Source organism: Neorhizobium sp. AL 9.2.2 (assembly GCF_013317225.1).
In the GTDB taxonomy this organism is placed as follows: domain Bacteria; phylum Pseudomonadota; class Alphaproteobacteria; order Rhizobiales; family Rhizobiaceae; genus Neorhizobium; species Neorhizobium soli.
The window spans coordinates 224,615-241,910 of record NZ_JAALXU010000007.1; the positions used below are offsets into that span (position 1 = coordinate 224,615).

The 17,296-nt window shown below is 60.3% G+C and carries 17 protein-coding genes; 1 reads left to right on the forward strand and 16 read right to left on the reverse strand.

What is annotated here, in order from left to right:
- Positions 1-37: 37 nt before the first annotated feature.
- From lpdA to sdhC, 13 genes are all read right to left on the reverse strand, one after another.
- On the reverse strand, positions 38-1,444 hold the full coding sequence (gene lpdA / locus G6K99_RS15995; protein WP_062581696.1) for a dihydrolipoyl dehydrogenase: 1,407 nt from the start codon (positions 1,442-1,444) through the stop codon (positions 38-40).
- A gap of 31 nt (positions 1,445-1,475) precedes the next feature.
- Complete coding sequence (locus G6K99_RS16000; RefSeq protein ID WP_174197136.1) at positions 1,476-1,889, reverse strand: MAPEG family protein; 414 nt, start codon at positions 1,887-1,889, stop codon at positions 1,476-1,478.
- Between the two features lie 15 nt (positions 1,890-1,904).
- Positions 1,905-3,161, reverse strand: a complete 1,257-nt coding sequence (odhB, locus tag G6K99_RS16005) for a 2-oxoglutarate dehydrogenase complex dihydrolipoyllysine-residue succinyltransferase (RefSeq protein WP_062462503.1) — start codon at positions 3,159-3,161, stop codon at positions 1,905-1,907.
- A 61-nt stretch (positions 3,162-3,222) separates the two neighbouring features.
- The gene (locus G6K99_RS16010) at positions 3,223-6,222 is read right to left on the reverse strand and encodes a 2-oxoglutarate dehydrogenase E1 component (RefSeq protein WP_062581691.1); all 3,000 of its coding nucleotides are present in this window, start codon (positions 6,220-6,222) and stop codon (positions 3,223-3,225) included.
- Positions 6,223-6,465: 243 nt separating this feature from the next.
- Positions 6,466-7,368: a succinate--CoA ligase subunit alpha gene (gene sucD / locus G6K99_RS16015; RefSeq protein WP_174197137.1), complete on the reverse strand. Its 903-nt coding sequence runs from the start codon at positions 7,366-7,368 to the stop codon at positions 6,466-6,468.
- Positions 7,369-7,383: 15 nt separating this feature from the next.
- Positions 7,384-8,577 carry an ADP-forming succinate--CoA ligase subunit beta gene (gene sucC, locus G6K99_RS16020; RefSeq protein WP_113111732.1) on the reverse strand — a complete coding sequence of 398 codons (1,194 nt, stop codon included), beginning with the start codon at positions 8,575-8,577 and terminating at the stop codon, positions 7,384-7,386.
- A gap of 34 nt (positions 8,578-8,611) precedes the next feature.
- Positions 8,612-9,574 carry a malate dehydrogenase gene (gene mdh, locus G6K99_RS16025; RefSeq protein WP_062462492.1) on the reverse strand — a complete coding sequence of 321 codons (963 nt, stop codon included), beginning with the start codon at positions 9,572-9,574 and terminating at the stop codon, positions 8,612-8,614.
- Positions 9,575-9,747: 173 nt separating this feature from the next.
- Positions 9,748-10,911 (reverse strand): cell division protein ZapE, encoded by a 1,164-nt coding sequence (gene zapE, locus G6K99_RS16030; RefSeq protein ID WP_174197138.1) that lies wholly within the window; start codon positions 10,909-10,911, stop codon positions 9,748-9,750.
- Between the two features lie 21 nt (positions 10,912-10,932).
- Entirely contained in the window at positions 10,933-11,472 is a 540-nt protein-coding gene (locus G6K99_RS16035; RefSeq protein ID WP_062462486.1) for a protease inhibitor Inh/omp19 family protein, read from the reverse strand.
- Positions 11,473-11,673: 201 nt separating this feature from the next.
- The gene (locus G6K99_RS16040) at positions 11,674-12,453 is read right to left on the reverse strand and encodes a succinate dehydrogenase iron-sulfur subunit (protein WP_062462483.1); all 780 of its coding nucleotides are present in this window, start codon (positions 12,451-12,453) and stop codon (positions 11,674-11,676) included.
- 17 nt (positions 12,454-12,470) lie between these two features.
- Positions 12,471-14,324, reverse strand: coding sequence for a succinate dehydrogenase flavoprotein subunit (gene sdhA, locus G6K99_RS16045; RefSeq protein ID WP_174197139.1), 1,854 nt, complete (start codon positions 14,322-14,324; stop codon positions 12,471-12,473).
- A 6-nt stretch (positions 14,325-14,330) separates the two neighbouring features.
- Positions 14,331-14,711: a succinate dehydrogenase, hydrophobic membrane anchor protein gene (gene sdhD, locus G6K99_RS16050; protein ID WP_062462477.1), complete on the reverse strand. Its 381-nt coding sequence runs from the start codon at positions 14,709-14,711 to the stop codon at positions 14,331-14,333.
- A gap of 12 nt (positions 14,712-14,723) precedes the next feature.
- The gene (gene sdhC, locus G6K99_RS16055; protein WP_062462475.1) at positions 14,724-15,116 is read right to left on the reverse strand and encodes a succinate dehydrogenase, cytochrome b556 subunit; all 393 of its coding nucleotides are present in this window, start codon (positions 15,114-15,116) and stop codon (positions 14,724-14,726) included.
- A 285-nt stretch (positions 15,117-15,401) separates the two neighbouring features.
- On the opposite strand from sdhC, the gene G6K99_RS16060 reads away from it, so the two are divergent.
- Positions 15,402-15,896 carry a hypothetical protein gene (locus G6K99_RS16060; protein ID WP_174197140.1) on the forward strand — a complete coding sequence of 165 codons (495 nt, stop codon included), beginning with the start codon at positions 15,402-15,404 and terminating at the stop codon, positions 15,894-15,896.
- A 5-nt stretch (positions 15,897-15,901) separates the two neighbouring features.
- Here the strand turns inward: G6K99_RS16060 and G6K99_RS16065 are convergent, their stop codons facing one another.
- The 3 genes from G6K99_RS16065 to G6K99_RS16075 are packed head-to-tail and all read right to left on the reverse strand — an operon-like array spanning position 15,902 to position 17,295.
- Positions 15,902-16,546 carry a methyltransferase gene (locus G6K99_RS16065; RefSeq protein WP_174197141.1) on the reverse strand — a complete coding sequence of 215 codons (645 nt, stop codon included), beginning with the start codon at positions 16,544-16,546 and terminating at the stop codon, positions 15,902-15,904.
- Positions 16,547-16,553: 7 nt separating this feature from the next.
- On the reverse strand, positions 16,554-16,994 hold the full coding sequence (locus tag G6K99_RS16070) for an EVE domain-containing protein (protein ID WP_062462467.1): 441 nt from the start codon (positions 16,992-16,994) through the stop codon (positions 16,554-16,556).
- A gap of 7 nt (positions 16,995-17,001) precedes the next feature.
- Entirely contained in the window at positions 17,002-17,295 is a 294-nt protein-coding gene (locus G6K99_RS16075) for a YciI-like protein (RefSeq protein ID WP_174197142.1), read from the reverse strand.
- Position 17,296: the final 1 nt, after the last annotated feature.

The following is a 17,296-nucleotide window of genomic DNA, read 5'->3' on the forward strand; positions in this document are numbered from 1 at the left end:
TTACGGGGCCGGTTTTCCGATGCGATATTGTCGCCGATCACATATGGATCGGCTTGGCAAAGGTCGCGAGTGCGGCTTCCTTGACGGCTTCCGACAGGGTCGGATGCGCGTGGCAGGTACGGCCGAGATCTTCGGACGAACCGCTGAATTCCATCAGCACGGCAATCTCGTGGATCATGTCGCCGGCGCCGAAGCTGACAATATGGCCACCGAGAACGCGGTCGGTTTCCTTGTCGGCGAGAATCTTGACGAAGCCGTCGGTGGCGAGCATCGCGCGGGCGCGACCGTTCGCCGTGAACGGGAACTTGCCAACCTTGTAGGCGATGCCTGCAGCCTTCAGCTCTTCTTCCGTGCGGCCGACCGATGCCACTTCCGGCTGGGTGTAAACGACAGACGGAATGACGTCGTAGTTCACGTGTCCGTGCTGGCCGGACAGGATTTCTGCGAGAGCGACGCCCTCGTCTTCGGCCTTGTGCGCCAGCATCGGGCCCTTCACCACGTCGCCGATCGCGTAGATGCCGGCAACATTGGTCTTGTAGCCGCCGTCGATTTCGACGCGACCGCGATTGTCGAGCGCAACGCCTGCTTCTTCGAGGCCAAGGCCTGCTGTGTATGGCTTGCGGCCGGTGGAGATCAGCACGACATCGGCTTCGAGGCTGACGGCTTCGCCACCCTTGACCGGCTCATAGGTGACCTTGGCGCCGGTTTCTGTCTTCTCGACGCCGGTAACCTTGGCTTCGGTACGGATGTCCATGCCCTGCTTGGCCATCATGCGCTGGAACTGCTTGGAAACGTCTGCATCCATCGAGCCGAGCAGCTTGTCGAGATATTCGATCACGGTAACCTTCGCGCCAAGACGCGACCAGACCGAACCGAGTTCCATGCCGATCACACCGCCGCCGACGACGATCATGTTGGCCGGGACCTTGTCGAGTGTGAGACCGCCCGTCGAGGAGACAATGACCTTCTCGTCGATGTCGACATTGACGCCCGGGATGCCTGCAATATCGGAGCCGGTGGCGATGACGATGTTCTTCGTCTCGATTTCCTGGACCTTGCCGTCTTCACCGGTGACCGAAACCTTGCCGGCCGAAACGATCTTGCCGGTGCCGATGAAGCCGTCGATCTTGTTCTTCTTGAACAGGAAGGCGACGCCGTCAGTGTTCGACTTTACCGTCGCATCCTTGTGGGCCATCATCTTCGAAAGGTTCAGCGTCGGTGCCGGAACCTCGACGCCCAGTTCTTCCACGCCATGCGCCACATGCGCAAACATTTCCGAAGCATGCAGCAGCGCCTTGGAGGGAATGCAGCCGATGTTGAGGCAGGTACCGCCATAGGTGGAACGCTTTTCGACGACAGCGACCTTGAGGCCGAGCTGGGCCGCCTTGATTGCGCAGACATAGCCGCCCGGGCCGGATCCGATTACGACAACATCATAAGCCATCAGACTATCCTTTTGATTGAGCAGGAGGCGGTCACACGAACAGTGCGATCATCATCAGCGCGAGGCCGACGAGGCTGACCAGCCATACAAGCGAGCGGACATACGGAATGCCCTTGAGATAAAGTGGAATGTAGACGATCCGCGCCACCAGCCAGACCGCAGCTCCGAACAGGCCAAAGCCCGACGAATCCCCGGTAAGGATCATCGCCAGCAGAAGGCCGATAAAGGCGGGATAGGTTTCCTGGTAGTTTCGCGAAGCGCGGGCCGCACGACCGGCCATCACGCTCTTGGGTTCGTTGTCGCCGTCCCGCGGACCGGCATTCCATGCCGTGCCGCGTTCCTTGGTGGCGAAATTCCCCTGCAGCAGAACATGCACGAGAAGCAGGACGACGCTCAGGCACAGAAGTACCAGAAGGTAGGTCGCGTTGGCTGAAGCGGCGTCCATTATGCTCTCCGTAGCTTACAGATCGAGAACCAGACGTTCCGGATCTTCCAGGCTTTCCTTGACGCGCACGAGGAAGGTGACCGCTTCCTTGCCGTCGACGATGCGGTGATCGTAGGACAGCGCCAGATACATCATCGGACGGATCACGACCTGACCGCCGATCGCAACCGGACGCTCCTGGATCTTGTGCATGCCGAGAATACCCGACTGCGGCGCGTTGAGGATCGGCGACGACATCAGCGAACCGTAGACGCCACCATTGGTGATGGTGAAGGTGCCGCCCTGCATGTCTGCCATCGACAGCGTACCGTCACGGGCAGCCTTGGCGAGACGGCCGAGTTCCTTTTCGACGCCGGCAATCGAACGCTGGTCGGCATCGCGGATGACAGGAACGACGAGGCCCTTGTCGGTACCGACGGCCATGCCGACGTGGCAGTAGTTCTTGTAGATGAGGTCTGTGCCATCGATCTCGGCGTTGACGGCCGGGAGTTCCTTCAGCGCGTGGGTGACGGCCTTGGTGAAGAAGCCCATAAAGCCCAGCTTCACGCCGTGCTTCTTCTCGAACACGTCCTTGTAGCGGTTGCGAAGGTCCATCACGGCCTTCATGTCCACCTCGTTATAGGTGGTGAGCATGGCGGCGGTGTTCTGGGCGTCCTTGAGGCGCTTGGCAATCGTCTGGCGCAAACGCGTCATCTTCACGCGCTCTTCGCGCGATGCATCGTCAGCCGACGAGACCGGGCGGGGAGCGGCCGGAACCGAAGCCGGTGCGGCAGGAGCCGCCGGGCCCTTGGAAATGGCGGCGATCACATCGCCCTTCAGAACCTGACCGCGCTTGCCGGAACCGTCGACATCCGAGGTGGAGATGTTGTTGTCGGCAGCAACCTTTGCGGCAGCAGGTGCTGGCGGCATGGACGAGCCACCGGCAGGCGCTGCGGCGGCGGCAGGTGCCGGAGCAGCAGCTGCGGGTTCGGCAGCCTTTGCCGAAGCAGCTTCGGCCGGCTGTGCAGCAGGAGCGGCAGTGCCGGCACCAGCGCCAGCGGCCGAGATCTGGCCGAGCAGCGCGTCGAGGCCGACAGTCTCGCCGTTCTGAGCGACGATCTCTGTCAGAACGCCGGATGCTGGGGCTGGAACTTCGACGGTAACCTTGTCGGTTTCCAGTTCGACCAGCGGCTCATCGGCCTTGACCGTGTCGCCGACCTTCTTGAACCAGGTGCCGACGGTTGCCTCGCTGACGGACTCGCCGAGGGTAGGGACGCGGATTTCGGTGGCCATGATCTATTTTCCGTGTTTGTCAGATATCGTTTCGGAGCAATTGGTGGAGACGGCTGAAAAATCAGCCGCCGAGAGCGTCTTCGAGGAAGGCTTCCAGCTGTGCCAGATGCTTGGACATCAGGCCGGTTGCAGGCGATGCTGCTGCCGGACGGCCCGTGTAACGGACGCGCTGATACTTGGCATCGATATGCGCCAGAACCCATTCCAGATACGGATCGATGAACGACCACGAACCCATGTTCTTCGGCTCTTCCTGGCACCAGACCATTTCCGCATTGCGGAAGCGGCTGAGCTCGTTGATGAGCGCCTTGGCCGGGAACGGATAGAGCTGTTCGATGCGCAGCAGGTAGATGTCGTCGATGCCGCGCTTTTCGCGCTCTTCCAGCAGATCATAATAGACCTTGCCCGAGCACATCACGACGCGACGGATCTTCGCATCCTTCTGGAGCTTGATCGGACCGTCCTTGATCATCTCCGCGTCGTCCCACAGCAGGCGGTGGAACGAGCTTTCGCCCGCCATTTCCGCCAGCGTCGAGGTCGCGCGCTTGTGGCGCAGCAGCGACTTCGGCGTCATCAGGATCAGCGGCTTGCGGAAGTCGCGCTTCACCTGACGGCGCAGGATGTGGAAGTAGTTTGATGGCGTCGTGACGTTTGCGACCTGCATGTTGTCTTCGGCGCACATCTGCAGCCAGCGTTCCAGGCGGGCGGAGGAATGCTCCGGGCCCTGCCCTTCATAGCCATGCGGCAGAAGGCAGACGAGACCCGACATGCGCAGCCACTTGCGCTCACCCGACGAGATGAACTGGTCGAACACGACCTGCGCACCGTTGGCGAAGTCGCCGAACTGGGCTTCCCAGAGCGTCAGCGCGTTTGGACGCGCCAGCGAGTAGCCATATTCGAACCCGAGCACTGCCTCTTCCGACAGCATCGAGTTGATGACTTCGTACTTGCCCTGGCCAGCCTGCAGGTTGGAAAGCGGGATGTAGCGCTCTTCGGTTTCCTGATCGTAGAGAACCGAGTGACGCTGCGAGAACGTGCCGCGTTCGCAATCCTGACCAGAAAGACGGATCTTGGTGCCTTCGACGGTCAGCGAACCGAACGCCAGCGCTTCCGCCATTGCCCAGTCGATGCCTTCACCGGTCTCGATCATCTGCGCACGGTTATCCATGAAACGCTTGATCGTGCGGTGGGCGTTAAAACCTTCCGGAATGGTCGAAAGCTTGCGACCGATCTCTCTCAGATCCTTGATCGGCATCGCGGTCTTGCCACGACGCTGCTCGTCGGCATTGTCGGCGGAACGCAGGCCGGACCACTGGCCGTCAAGCCAGTCGGCCTTGTTCGGCTTGTAGCTCTGGCCGGCCTCGAACTCTGTTTCGAGATTGGCGCGCCAGTCGGCCTTCATCTTCTCGAATTCGCCTTCGGTGATGACACCTTCGCCGATCAGACGTTCGGCATAGATCTCCGCCACGGCCTTGTGCGCGCGGATGACCTTGTACATCTTCGGCTGCGTGAACGCAGGCTCGTCGCCTTCGTTATGGCCGAAGCGGCGGTAGCAGAACATGTCGACCACGACCGGCTTGTGGAACTTCATCCGGTATTCGATGGCGATCTTGGCCGCGTAAACGACCGCTTCCGGATCGTCACCGTTGACGTGGAAGATCGGCGCCTCGATCATCTTGGCAACGTCCGACGGATAAGGCGACGAACGCGAGAAGCCAGGATTGGTGGTGAAGCCGATCTGGTTGTTGATGATGACATGCATCGTGCCGGCCACGCGGTGGCCGCGCAGACCCGACAGGCCGAGAATTTCAGCCGTCACGCCCTGGCCGGCAAAGGCCGCATCGCCGTGCAGAAGCAGCGGCAGAACCTTGGCGCGCTCGGACAGCGGAATGATGTTGTCCTTGTCCCAGACCTTGGTCAGCATGTCCTGCTTGGCGCGAGCCTTGCCCATGACGACAGGGTTAACGATTTCCAGGTGAGACGGGTTGGCGGTCAGCGACAGGTGAACCTTGTTGCCGTCAAATTCACGGTCCGACGAGGCACCCAGATGGTACTTCACGTCGCCCGAACCCTCGACTTCGTCGGGCTTGAACGAACCGCCCTTGAACTCGTGGAACACGGCGCGATGTGGCTTACCGAGGACGTTGGTCAAGACGTTCAGACGACCGCGGTGGGCCATGCCGAGGATGACTTCCTCGAGGCCTTCCTGACCGCCGCGCTTGATGATCTGCTCCAACGCCGGGATAAGCGATTCACCGCCATCCAGGCCGAAACGCTTGGTGCCCTTGAAGCGCACGTCGAGGAACTGCTCGTAGCCTTCGGCTTCGACCAGCTTCGAAAGGATTGCCTTCTTGCCTTCAGGCGTGAACGTGACGCCCTTGGCGGGACCTTCGATACGCTCCTGGATCCAGCCCTTTTCCTCGGGGTTGGACATGTGCATGAATTCGACGCCGATGGTCGAGCAATAGGTGCGCTCGAGGATCTCGATCATTTCGCGAACGGACGCGTATTCAAGGCCGAGAACGTTGTCGATGAAGATCTTGCGATCGTAATCGCTCTCTTCGAAGCCGTAGGACTTCGGCGACAGCTCGTTGTAATCGTCGACCGGGCTCGCGATCCCGAGCGGATCGAGCTTGGCATGAAGGTGGCCGCGCATGCGGTAGGCGCGGATCATCATGATGGCGCGAACGCTGTCGCGGGTCGCCTGCAGAACGTCGGTCTGCTGCACCGGCTGGCCGGTCACTGCAGCGGATGCTTCCGCCTTTGCCTTGACCTTGGTCTCGATCGCCTTTTCGACGATCGGCCAGTTGCCGTCGAGTGCCGAGATCAGATCGCCATTGGCGGGGATCGGCCAGTTCGAACGTTTCCAGGAGGCGCCCTGCGCGGCCTTCCTGACATCTTCGGGGCTGTCCGCCAGCGCCTTGAAGAAGGCCTGCCATTCCTCGGAAAGCGACGTTGGATCACTTTCGTAGCGCCCATAGAGCTGCTCGATATAGGCAGCGTTCGCACCATCGAGGAAAGACGTGATGAGGAACTGTTCGTTGGCTTCTTGCCGTGCCATTGCTTCCCGCGGGCGCCGCGCCCGCCTCCTGACCTGATCGGCACCGGATGAATTGACCGGAAACCGCATTCTCTGACGTATGGCTCGATACCGCTGCGAGCGGCGCCGCTCTTTAGTAGACCTACCTCGGGTAGACCTACCCTTGAGCGACTTACCCGCAGGTCGCATGCAGCAACCCGCGGGTCATTTGATGTCTGGTCCATCGCCGTCTATCTATCGGCGATGGGTGACCTTTATGTGGCGTTAGCCCTTGAGGACTTCAACCAGCGTCGTGCCGAGACGTGCTGGCGAAGGCGAAACCTTGATGCCCGCTGCTTCCATGGCAGCGATCTTGGATTCCGCATCGCCCTTGCCGCCGGAAACGACAGCGCCGGCATGGCCCATGGTGCGGCCCTTCGGAGCGGTCCGGCCGGCGATGAAGCCTGCCATCGGCTTCTTGCGGCCCTTCTTGGCTTCGTCGATCAGGAACTGTGCCGCTTCTTCTTCAGCCGAGCCGCCGATTTCGCCGATCATGATGATCGACTGCGTGGCTTCGTCTGCGAGGAACATTTCCAAGATGTCGATGAACTCGGTGCCCTTGACCGGATCGCCGCCGATGCCGACAGCCGTCGTCTGGCCGAGGCCTTCGTTGGACGTCTGGAACACGGCTTCATAGGTCAGCGTGCCGGAGCGCGACACGATACCGACCGAACCCTTGCGGAAGATCGAGCCCGGCATGATGCCGATCTTGCATTCTTCCGGCGTCAGAACGCCCGGGCAGTTCGGGCCGAGCAGGCGCGAGTTGGAACGGTCGAGGCGAGCCTTGACGCGAACCATGTCCATGACCGGAATGCCTTCGGTGATGCAGGTGATGAACGGGATCTCGGCTTCGATCGCCTCGATGATCGCGTCAGCAGCCCCTGCCGGCGGAACGTAGATCACGGACGCATCGGCGCCGGTCTTTTCCTTGGCTTCGGCGACAGTCGCATAGATCGGCAGGCTTTCGCCCTTCGAACCGGTCCAGGTTTCGCCACCCTTCTTCGGATGGATACCGCCGACCATCTGCGTGCCGTAGTAGGCAAGCGCCTGTTCGGTGTGGAACGTGCCGGTCTTGCCGGTCAGGCCCTGAACCAGGACCTTGGTATTCTTGTTAACGAGAATAGACATTATCAGGTCCCCAAATTAGGCTTTGATCGCCGCGACGATCTTCTTGGCAGCATCGTCGAGATCGTCAGCAGCCGTGATCGCAAGACCCGATTCGTTGAGGATCTTCTTGCCCAGCTCGACATTGGTGCCTTCGAGGCGCACGACGAGCGGAACTTTGAGGCCGACTTCCTGAACCGCTGCGACAACGCCTTCGGCGATGACGTCGCACTTCATGATGCCGCCGAAGATGTTGACGAGGATGCCCTCGACCTTCGGGTCAGCCGTGATGATCTTGAAGGCAGCCGCGACCTTCTCCTTGCCGGCGCCACCGCCAACGTCGCAGAAGTTTGCAGGCTCTTTGCCGTACAGCTTGATGATGTCCATCGTCGCCATCGCGAGACCGGCACCGTTGACCATGCAGCCGATGTTGCCGTCGAGCGCCACGTAAGCGAGGTCCCACTTGGACGCTTCGATTTCCTTGGCGTCTTCTTCCGACTCGTCGCGCAGCGCCTTGACGTCGTCATGGCGGAAGATCGCGTTGCCGTCGAACGACATCTTGGCATCGAGAACGCGCAGATGATCGTCCTTCATGACGATCAGCGGGTTGATCTCGAGGAGCGCCATGTCCTTCTCGTTGAAGGCCTTGTAGAGCAGCGGGAACAGCGACTTCGCATCTTCCGCAGCAGCACCCGACAGCTCAAGCGCCGAAGAGATCGCAGCGATGTCTGCTTCAGTCACGCCGGCTTCCGGATCGATCGCGATCGTGTGGATCTTCTCGGGCGTGTCGTGAGCGACAGCTTCGATGTCCATGCCGCCTTCGGTCGAAACGACGAAGGCAACGCGACCAACCGAGCGGTCGACGAGCAGCGAGCAGTAGAGTTCGCGGGCAATGTCGGCGCCATCTTCGATATAGAGGCGGTTGACCTGCTTGCCGGCGTCGCCGGTCTGCGCGGTTACCAGCGTGTTGCCGAACATTTCCTTGGCGTGGCTCTTGGCTTCATCGATCGAGAAAGCCAGGCGAACGCCGCCCTTGGCGTCCGGTCCGAGTTCCTTGAACTTGCCCTTGCCGCGGCCACCAGCATGGATCTGGCTCTTCACCACGTAAAGCGGACCCGGCAGCTGCTTTGCAGCAGCTTCGGCTTCTTCTGCGGAGAAGATTGCAACACCTTCCGCAACCGGTGCGCCATAACCCTTCAGGAGGGCTTTGGCCTGATATTCATGAATGTTCATCGAGGTATCCTTAAATCCGTGCGCCCGAAGGCGATTACTTCAGCGCAGGCGCGATATTGATGCAGGCTTCGCAGAGAGCCGAAACAGCGCCGACCGACTTCTGGAAGGCAGCTTCTTCGTCCTTGTTGAATTCAACTTCGATGATCCGCTCGATACCACCGGCACCGATGATCGTGGGAACGCCGACATACATGTCCTTCACGCCGTACTGGCCGGACAGGTAAGCAGCGGCAGGCAGAACGCGCTTCTTGTCCTTGAGGAAGGATTCGGCCATCTCGATCGCCGATGCAGCGGGAGCGTAGTAGGCAGAACCGGTCTTCAGCAGGCCGACGATTTCTGCGCCACCGTCACGGGTGCGCTGGATGATTTCTTCGAGACGCTCGGCAGTGACCCAGCCCATCTTGACGAGATCGGTCAGCGGAACGCCGCCGACGGTCGAGTAGCGGGCGAGCGGCACCATCGTGTCGCCATGGCCACCGAGAACGAAGGCGGTGACGTCCTGGACGGAGACGTTGAACTCTTCCGACAGGAACAGGCGGAAACGAGCCGAGTCGAGCACGCCGGCCATGCCGACGACCATGTTCTTCGGCAGGCCGGAGAACTTCTGCAGCGCCCAGACCATCGCGTCGAGCGGGTTGGTGATGCAGATGACGAATGCGTTCGGGGCATATTTCTTGATACCGGCGCCGACCTGTTCCATCACCTTCAGGTTGATGCCGAGCAGATCGTCGCGGCTCATTCCGGGCTTGCGGGCAACGCCGGCAGTGACGATGCAGACATCAGCGCCTTCGATGGCGGAGTAGTCGCTGGCACCGGAAAGCTTGGCGTTAAAGCCTTCGACGGGACCGGACTGGGCGATATCGAGACCCTTGCCCTGCGGGATACCGTCGGCAATGTCGAAGAGGACGATGTCGCCCAGCTCCTTCAGGCTGGCAAGATGTGCCAGCGTGCCACCGATCATGCCCGAACCAATAAGTGCAATTTTCTTGCGCGCCATCGAAAAGCTTCCTCTCAAGACTTTACCTGCGTCAAGTCATAGCAGGTTCACGTGCGGCGCCACCGATAGCGCCATATCGGAAAAATCGCAATCGATTATTTCGGAGTGATATTTTTCAATCGGTTAGATATCAATTACCTTACGTAAACGTAAGAAATTCTGTCATGAAAGTGTCAGGCTTCTTGACGCTTTGCGTTGTGCAGGGCGAGGTAATCGGTGCTCCGCATCTCCCAGAGACGGGAGATTGTTCGATCGAACTCGAACCCCTCGGTGCCGCGCTTCTCCAACAAAAGCTGATCCGGTTCGCTCGCGGCGGAGACGTAGAGTCTGACCGAATGGTCGTAGAACGCATCGACAAGATTGATGAAGCGCTTGGTTGCGTTGCGCTTTTCGGGTCCGAGCTGCGGGACGTGCTCGATGAAGACAGCGTCAAAGCGATCGGCGATCGCCAGATAGTCCGACGCGCCTAGCGGTTTTTCACACAAGTCCGAGAAGCTGAACCGTGCAGCCCGGCCGGACGCCAGCGGCACCTTGATGGTGCGACCTTTCATCGGCAACTCGACAGGGCTCGCCTTCTCGCCGTCGATCACCTGATGCCAGGTGTTTTCGATCGCCAGATCCGCCTGGGGGCTGAGAGGCGTCACATAGACGGGCAGGCTCGCCAGCTTCTGCATCCGGTAGTCGGTTGGCGAGTCCAGCGTGACGACATCCACGTAGCGGCCGAGCAGCGCGATGAACGGCGTGAACAGACCGCGGTTGAGGCCATCCCTGTAGAGATCGTCGGGGGCCACGTTCGAGGTCGCGACGAGAACGCAGCCGAGGCTGAACAATTCGGTGAAGAGCCGCGCAAGGATCATCGCATCGGTGATATCGGTCACCGAGAATTCGTCGAAGCAGAGAAGTTCCGCTTCTGCGAACAGGGCCGCAGCGATCGGCGGCACCGGATCTGCCTGTTTCGTCTCGCCGCGTTTCAGCTTTTGACGGTGCTCGTGGATACGTCCATGCACGTCGGCCATGAATTCGTGAAAGTGCAGACGCCGCTTTTTTGCGATGGATGCCTTTTTGAAGAACATGTCCATCAGCATGGTCTTGCCGCGACCGACGCTACCATGAACATAAAGCCCGCGGATTTCCCGCGGCTTGCCGCCACCGCGGGCAAACAGCCAGCCGAGAGCACTCGTCTTCTTGGCTGGCTTCGTGTCTCTGAAGCATTTGAGAATGTGGTCGAGCTTGGCGGCCACCTGCATCTGCGCAGTGTCCGGAGTCAGCACCCCGGACGCCGCCAGTGCCTTCAGCTCTTCACCGACGCTCGATGTGTAGTCCGGGATCGGCTCCACCCTGCCGCCTCCGCAGACCGTTTACCGGCTGAGACCGAGAGGCTGGCCCGAATTGGTGGTGCCGTCGAAACGGGTATCGCCGCTCTTGTAGACGCGGCCGATGACGTCGCCGGCGCGGTTCTTGAACTGAACCATCTTGCCCGACACTTCCCACGAACCCATCGTCGTCAGTTCGCCGGAGCAGCCACGAGTGCCGCCGCGCGATCCGCTGCCGAGATTGGTGAGCGTCAGGAACATGTCGCAGGACGAGCCGCCATTGGCAACGCGCCAGTTGCCGACCATCTGCTGCTTGGTAATATCGAGAGCATTGGCAGGCGCCGCAGCATTCGGATCGACTGATGCCATCTGCTGGCCTCCCTGAGGCGCCGTCGGATATTGGGCTGCACCACCCGGAGGTGGAAGCTGGCCGCCCTGCACACCCTGAACAGGCTGTGCCTGAAGCGGCGCGGGCCGGGAGGGCTGTGCTGGCAGATCAGCATAAGGGGAGGTATTGGACGTCCTCTGGCAACCGGCAAGAGCCAGCGCAAGAACAACGCCTGTCGCCACATATCTGAACTGCATCACAAAACTCCTGCTTTCAGCCGCATCTCTGCATGGAACTGATCCATTCAATTGAGACGGAGTTACCGTAAAAGGACTTAGTTAATCAAGTCATACCGGCGCTATTTGGCGAAGGCACGACAACTGTCACGATTACGCGAGCTGTTTTAATCGAATAATCCCGACCGTGCGTCTGCAGGGTCGGGATACTGTAAGGTTTTACTAGACGCGGCGCTCGACCATCATCTTCTTGATTTCGGCAATCGCCTTGGCAGGGTTCAGACCCTTCGGGCAGGTCTGCGCGCAGTTCATGATCGTGTGGCAGCGATAGAGCCGGAACGGATCCTCGAGGTTGTCGAGGCGCTCGCCCTTGGCTTCGTCTCTGGAGTCGATCAGCCAGCGATAGGCCTGAAGCAGAACAGCCGGACCGAGATAGCGGTCGCCGTTCCACCAGTAGCTGGGACAGGATGCCGAGCAGCAGGCGCAGAGAATGCACTCGTAGAGACCGTCGAGTTTCTGGCGGTCGTCGTGGCTCTGCTTCCATTCCTTGGCAGGCGTCGGCGATACGGTCTTCAGCCAGGGCTCGATCGAGCGGTGCTGGGCGTAGAAGTTCGTGAGGTCCGGAACCAGGTCCTTGACCACAGGCATATGCGGCAGCGGATAGACTTTGACCGTCCCCTTCACGTCGTCCATGCCCTTGGTGCAGGCAAGCGTGTTGGTGCCGTCGATGTTCATGGCGCAGGAACCGCAAATGCCTTCTCGGCACGAACGGCGCAGCGTCAGCGTCGGGTCGATATTGTTCTTGATGTAGAGAAGACCATCGAGAACCATCGGGCCGCAATCGTCGATATCGATGTAGAACGTATCGATGCGCGGGTTCTGGCCGTCATCCGGGCTCCAGCGGTAGACGCGGTATTCCCGAACGTTCGTGGCACCATCCGGCTTTGGCCAGACTTTGCCTTCGGTCATCTGGGAATTCTTCGGCAGAGCAAGTTCAACCATGTTCCAGTTTCCTCAGATCAATACACGCGCGCTTTCGGCTCGATCTTGTAAGGATCGATGCCGTCGGCGATCAGGTCCGTGTGGACCGGGCGATAGTCGAGCTTTACGTCGCCCGCGTCGTTGACCCAGGCGAGCGTATGCTTGCGCCAGGTCACGTCGTCGCGGCCGGAAAACGCGCCGTCCGTATAGTCCTCGCGTGCATGAGAGCCGCGGCTCTCCTTGCGCGCTTCGGCACCGTAGACCGTGGTGATCGCGTTCGCCATCAGGTTATGCAGTTCGAGCGTCTCGACGAGATCCGAGTTCCAGATCATCGAATGGTCGGTGACCTTCACGTCGCGCATTTCGCCCCAGATTGCCGACATGCGCTTGCAACCGGATTCCAGCGACTCCTGTGTGCGGAACACGGCGGCATCATCCTGCATGGTGCGCTGCATCTTGTCGCGCAGGATCGCCGTCGGCGTCGAGCCGCTGGCGTGGCGAAGGCTGTCAAAGCGGTCCATGATCTTGTCGCAGGCGGCTGTGTTCAGTGCCGGGATCGGTCCTTCGCGGTCGATCACCTGGCCGGCGCGGATGGCGGCGGCACGGCCGAACACGACGAGATCGATCAGCGAGTTGGAGCCGAGACGGTTTGCACCGTGCACCGAAGCGCAACCGGCTTCACCCACGGCCATCAGGCCGGGCAGGATGCGTTCAGGGTTGTTGGCGTCTGCATTCAGCACTTCGCCCCAGTAATTGGTCGGGATGCCGCCCATGTTGTAATGCACGGTCGGCAGAACCGGAATCGGTTCGCGCGTCACGTCGACGCCCGCAAAGATCTTGGCGCTTTCGGAAATGCCGGGAAGGCGTTCGTGCAGCACGGCCGGATCGAGATGGTCGAGATGGAGGAAGATGTGGTCCTTGTTCTTGCCGACGCCGCGGCCTTCGCGGATTTCCAGCGTCATGCAACGCGAGACCACGTCACGGGAGGCCAGATCCTTCGCGGATGGCGCATAGCGCTCCATGAAGCGTTCGCCCTCGGAATTCACGAGGTAGCCGCCTTCGCCGCGTGCACCCTCGGTGATGAGACAGCCCGAACCATAGATGCCGGTCGGGTGGAACTGGACGAATTCCATGTCCTGAAGAGGCATGCCGGCACGCGCCACCATGCCGCCGCCGTCGCCGGTGCAGGTATGGGCGGAGGTTGCCGAGAAATAGGCGCGGCCGTAACCGCCGGTCGCCAGAACCACCATCTTGGCGGTAAAGCGATGGATCGTGCCGTCGTCGAGGTTCCAGGCAACGACGCCTGTGCAGCGACCATCATCCGACATGATCAGGTCGAGCGCGAAATACTCGATGAAGAATTCCGCGTTGTGCTTCAGCGACTGGCCGTAGAGCGTGTGCAGGATGGCGTGGCCGGTGCGGTCAGCGGCAGCGCAGGTGCGCTGCACCGGCGGGCCTGCACCGAAATTCTGCATGTGGCCGCCGAACGGGCGCTGGTAGATCTTGCCTTCTTCGTTGCGCGAGAAAGGCACGCCGTAATGTTCGAGTTCGTAAACGGCCTTGGGTGCTTCCATGACCATGTACTGCATGGCGTCAACGTCGCCAAGCCAGTCGGAACCCTTGACGGTGTCATAGAGATGCCACTGCCACGAATCGGGCGTCATGTTCTGCAGCGAGGCGGCAATGCCGCCCTGCGCTGCGACCGTGTGCGAACGGGTCGGGAAGACCTTGGTGATGCAGGCCGTCTTGAAGCCCTGTTCGGCCATGCCGAGCGTGGCGCGCAATCCTGCACCGCCGGCACCCACGACGATCACGTCGTAGGAATGGTCGACATAGGTATAGGCCTTGCCGGTCTGAGAGGCGCCTGGAGCGATGGGGGTGACGGATGCCATGACGGATTATCCTACGAAAGCGATCTTCAGAACGGCGAACAGACAAAGCCCGGCGATCAGGATCGAGAAGAATGTGTTGAGCATGACGAACAGGACCTTCGCGAACTCGCTGTGCACGTAGTCCTCGATGATGACCTGCATGCCGAGCTTCATGTGGATGATGCCCGAGATCACGACAAGGCCCATGACAACAGCGACGAACGGGTTCGACAGCGCCTCGACCACTTCGGCAAACGGCTTGCCGGCATAGATGATCATGAAGATCACGAAAAAGGTCATCAACGGCACGTTGGCGACGGCGGTCATCCGCTGACGCCAGAAATGTTCCGTGCCGTCTTTGGCGGAGCCCAGTCCGCGGACCTTACCGAGCGGGGTGCGCATATCCATGGAAGCTGTTCCTTAGCGAACGATGAAGCCGACCACCCAGACCAGCACGGTCAGACAGAGCGATGCGATGATGTTGGCGATGGCGAGCTTGGTCGAAAATTCCTTCTCGAAGCCACGGCCCAAGTCCCACATGAAGTGGCGGAAGCCGCCGAGCATGTGGTGGATCAGCGCCCATGTATAGCCGAGAAGAACCAGCTTGCCGGGAATGCTGCCGAGCGCCCAGTTGGCCCAGTCGTAGTAAGCCGGGCCGCTTGCTGCAGCGATCAGCCACCACGCGACAAGGATCGTGCCGAAATACAGAGCGCCACCGGTGATACGGTGAACGATCGACATGACCATTGTGGGGATTGGCTTGTAGATTGAGAGATGCGGCGACAGAGGCCGGTTGTTAGTCACATTCGCCATCAGAACCTCGCGGCGTCGTAATGCGTCAAAGAGCGGGAGCCCTTGGCAATGCACGCTGCCGAGAAAATGTGCATTGCATCATTCGCGTGGTTTAATCTTGGAATTCCCCAACGACAAGAACAATTCTAAACGATCGAGAATTTAATCGATTGTGTTTTTCTCAAGGTCTCGGGTTTGCCAGATCGCGGCACGATATCTGGCAAACCCGAACAATTGGTTTCTTGCCAGAAACCCGCTTTCGCTCCATGTTAATGTTTCGTTAACCTGTGTGTCGCGGAGTTCGTCATGATCAGTCACCGGATCAAGCCCCTTGTCATCGCCGCAGCAGTGCTTGCAGCCTTCGCATCAGTCGCTTCTGCGGCAGATCGCAGGCATCACCATCAGGGCTATGCCGACCGTGGATACGACAGAGGCCATCGCCACCAGTTCGTCGAAAACAATCGCTGGGATCGCCAGGGTGACGGACGACGCAACCGTCCTGCCGAGATCAACCGGATGACCCGTACTTATGCATCGGGTCGCTTTGATCGGGGCTCGTCATCCTTCACGCGCGGGATTGATACTTATGCAGGTTCGATCCAGGCATACTCGGTCCCGGGCAATGGGACCTATCTTGTGCGCGACGATATCTACTGGCCGCAGCAGGAACGCCGCAGTGTGGCACTCGCCCCGAAAGCCAAGGTGATCGATGTGGCGCAGGAGATGGGCGGCAACGCGGTGGCCTCGAACAAATCCTGCTCGTTTGAAGCCGGCGTCTGCGTCATTCGCGGCGGCCGATAGTCGTCTCAGGCGAACTGCCACACGGTCGTCTTTTTGACCTCGCTGTCTTCAAGTGCCCGGGTGACGGGTACCTGGTAGACGGCCATCTCGGTAAGCCGATCCTTGGGGCAGTAGCTCCTGCCGGGATCACCGACCAGAACGACCTTTCCCGCTTCCGATAACCGGGTAAACCACGGTATCAACAGATCGGCCATGCCGCGATCGTAGAACACGTCGCCGGCGAGCAGCACATCCGCCTCGATCTCTCGCCCGATCAGATCTTGCGACGTGAAGGATATAGAGACGTCGTTCTCTGCAGCGTTGAGCCTCACCGCCGCTTCCGTCCAGGGATCGATATCGGCGGCCAACACATGCGCTGCGTCAGCCTGTTTCGCCGCAATCGCCACCAGCCCGGATCCTGAGGCGAAATCCAGCACCCGCTTGCCCGCAACCGTATCGGGATGATCGAGAATATAGCGGGCGAGCCCCTGCCCGCCGGCCCAGGCAAAGGCCCAGAACGGCGGCGGCAGACCGATCGCCTGCAACTCTTCCTCCGTCTTCAGCCACAGATCATGCGCCTCGGTCGCCAGATGAAGCCGGATCTCAGGAACATGCGGCGGCGCCGTGATATCCGTGTTGGCGAGGATGAAGGTCGCAGGGTCGGTTTTCAAGGACGCGTCAGTCCGGCGAGCGGGGCGGGTTCTTGACACCACCCAACCGGCAGATCTCGAGATATTCCTCTTCCGTCACCGGCTGCACCGAAAGCCGCATCGAGGTGACCAGCGCCATCTTTTCGAACTGCGGATTGGCTTTGATATCCTTCAGCGTGATCGGCTTCGGCACGTCCTCGACGGCGCGAATATCGACGCAGTCCCACTTCGGATCGCCCTTGGCCGAGGAATCCGGATGCGACAGCGCGCAGACTTCGACGATGCCGACGATCTCCAGCCCCTCGTTCGAGTGATAGAAGAACCCCTTGTCGCCAATCTTCATGGCCCGCATGTTGTTGCGGGCCTGATAGTTGCGCACGCCGGTCCATTCCTCGCCGGCTTTTCCCTTGGCCTTCTGCTGCTCCCAGGACCAGACATCCGGTTCGGATTTATAGAGCCAATAGGCCATGGTTATCTCACTCCGCAGGCTTGTTGATCGTCCAGTTCCACGGCTTCACATCGACCTTTTCGAACAGGCCGGCGAGGTAATAGGGATCGGCCTCGGCAAGCGTGCGGGCAGCCGCCATATCGGCGGCTTCAACCACGACCAGGCTGCCGTTCGGCTTGCCTTCATCGTCAAGGAAAGGCCCGGCAAACTTCAGCGTGCCGTCGGCAGTGAGCTTGTTGAGATGTTCGAGATGGACCGGACGGGTTTCCATCCGGACGTTGAGATGGCCGGGCTTGTCGGTGCAGAGGAAGGCAAACAGCATC

Bases quoted from the DNA above. Each gene is read 5' to 3' on its own strand.
- G6K99_RS16000 (WP_174197136.1), bottom strand. From the start codon at position 1,889: ATGGACGCCGCTTCAGCCAACGCGACCTACCTTCTGGTACTTCTGTGC.
- mdh (WP_062462492.1), bottom strand. From the start codon at position 9,574: ATGGCGCGCAAGAAAATTGCACTTATTGGTTCGGGCATGATCGGTGGC.
- G6K99_RS16075 (WP_174197142.1), bottom strand. From the start codon at position 17,295: ATGCTGTTTGCCTTCCTCTGCACCGACAAGCCCGGCCATCTCAACGTC.
- odhB (WP_062462503.1), bottom strand. From the start codon at position 3,161: ATGGCCACCGAAATCCGCGTCCCTACCCTCGGCGAGTCCGTCAGCGAG.
- sdhD (WP_062462477.1), bottom strand. From the start codon at position 14,711: ATGGATATGCGCACCCCGCTCGGTAAGGTCCGCGGACTGGGCTCCGCC.
- sucC (WP_113111732.1), bottom strand. From the start codon at position 8,577: ATGAACATTCATGAATATCAGGCCAAAGCCCTCCTGAAGGGTTATGGC.
- G6K99_RS16070 (WP_062462467.1), bottom strand. From the start codon at position 16,994: ATGGCCTATTGGCTCTATAAATCCGAACCGGATGTCTGGTCCTGGGAG.
- lpdA (WP_062581696.1), bottom strand. From the start codon at position 1,444: ATGGCTTATGATGTTGTCGTAATCGGATCCGGCCCGGGCGGCTATGTC.
- G6K99_RS16035 (WP_062462486.1), bottom strand. From the start codon at position 11,472: ATGCAGTTCAGATATGTGGCGACAGGCGTTGTTCTTGCGCTGGCTCTT.
- sdhA (WP_174197139.1), bottom strand. From the start codon at position 14,324: ATGGCATCCGTCACCCCCATCGCTCCAGGCGCCTCTCAGACCGGCAAG.
- sdhC (WP_062462475.1), bottom strand. From the start codon at position 15,116: ATGGCGAATGTGACTAACAACCGGCCTCTGTCGCCGCATCTCTCAATC.
- G6K99_RS16040 (WP_062462483.1), bottom strand. From the start codon at position 12,453: ATGGTTGAACTTGCTCTGCCGAAGAATTCCCAGATGACCGAAGGCAAA.
- G6K99_RS16060 (WP_174197140.1), top strand. From the start codon at position 15,402: ATGATCAGTCACCGGATCAAGCCCCTTGTCATCGCCGCAGCAGTGCTT.
- sucD (WP_174197137.1), bottom strand. From the start codon at position 7,368: ATGTCTATTCTCGTTAACAAGAATACCAAGGTCCTGGTTCAGGGCCTG.
- G6K99_RS16010 (WP_062581691.1), bottom strand. From the start codon at position 6,222: ATGGCACGGCAAGAAGCCAACGAACAGTTCCTCATCACGTCTTTCCTC.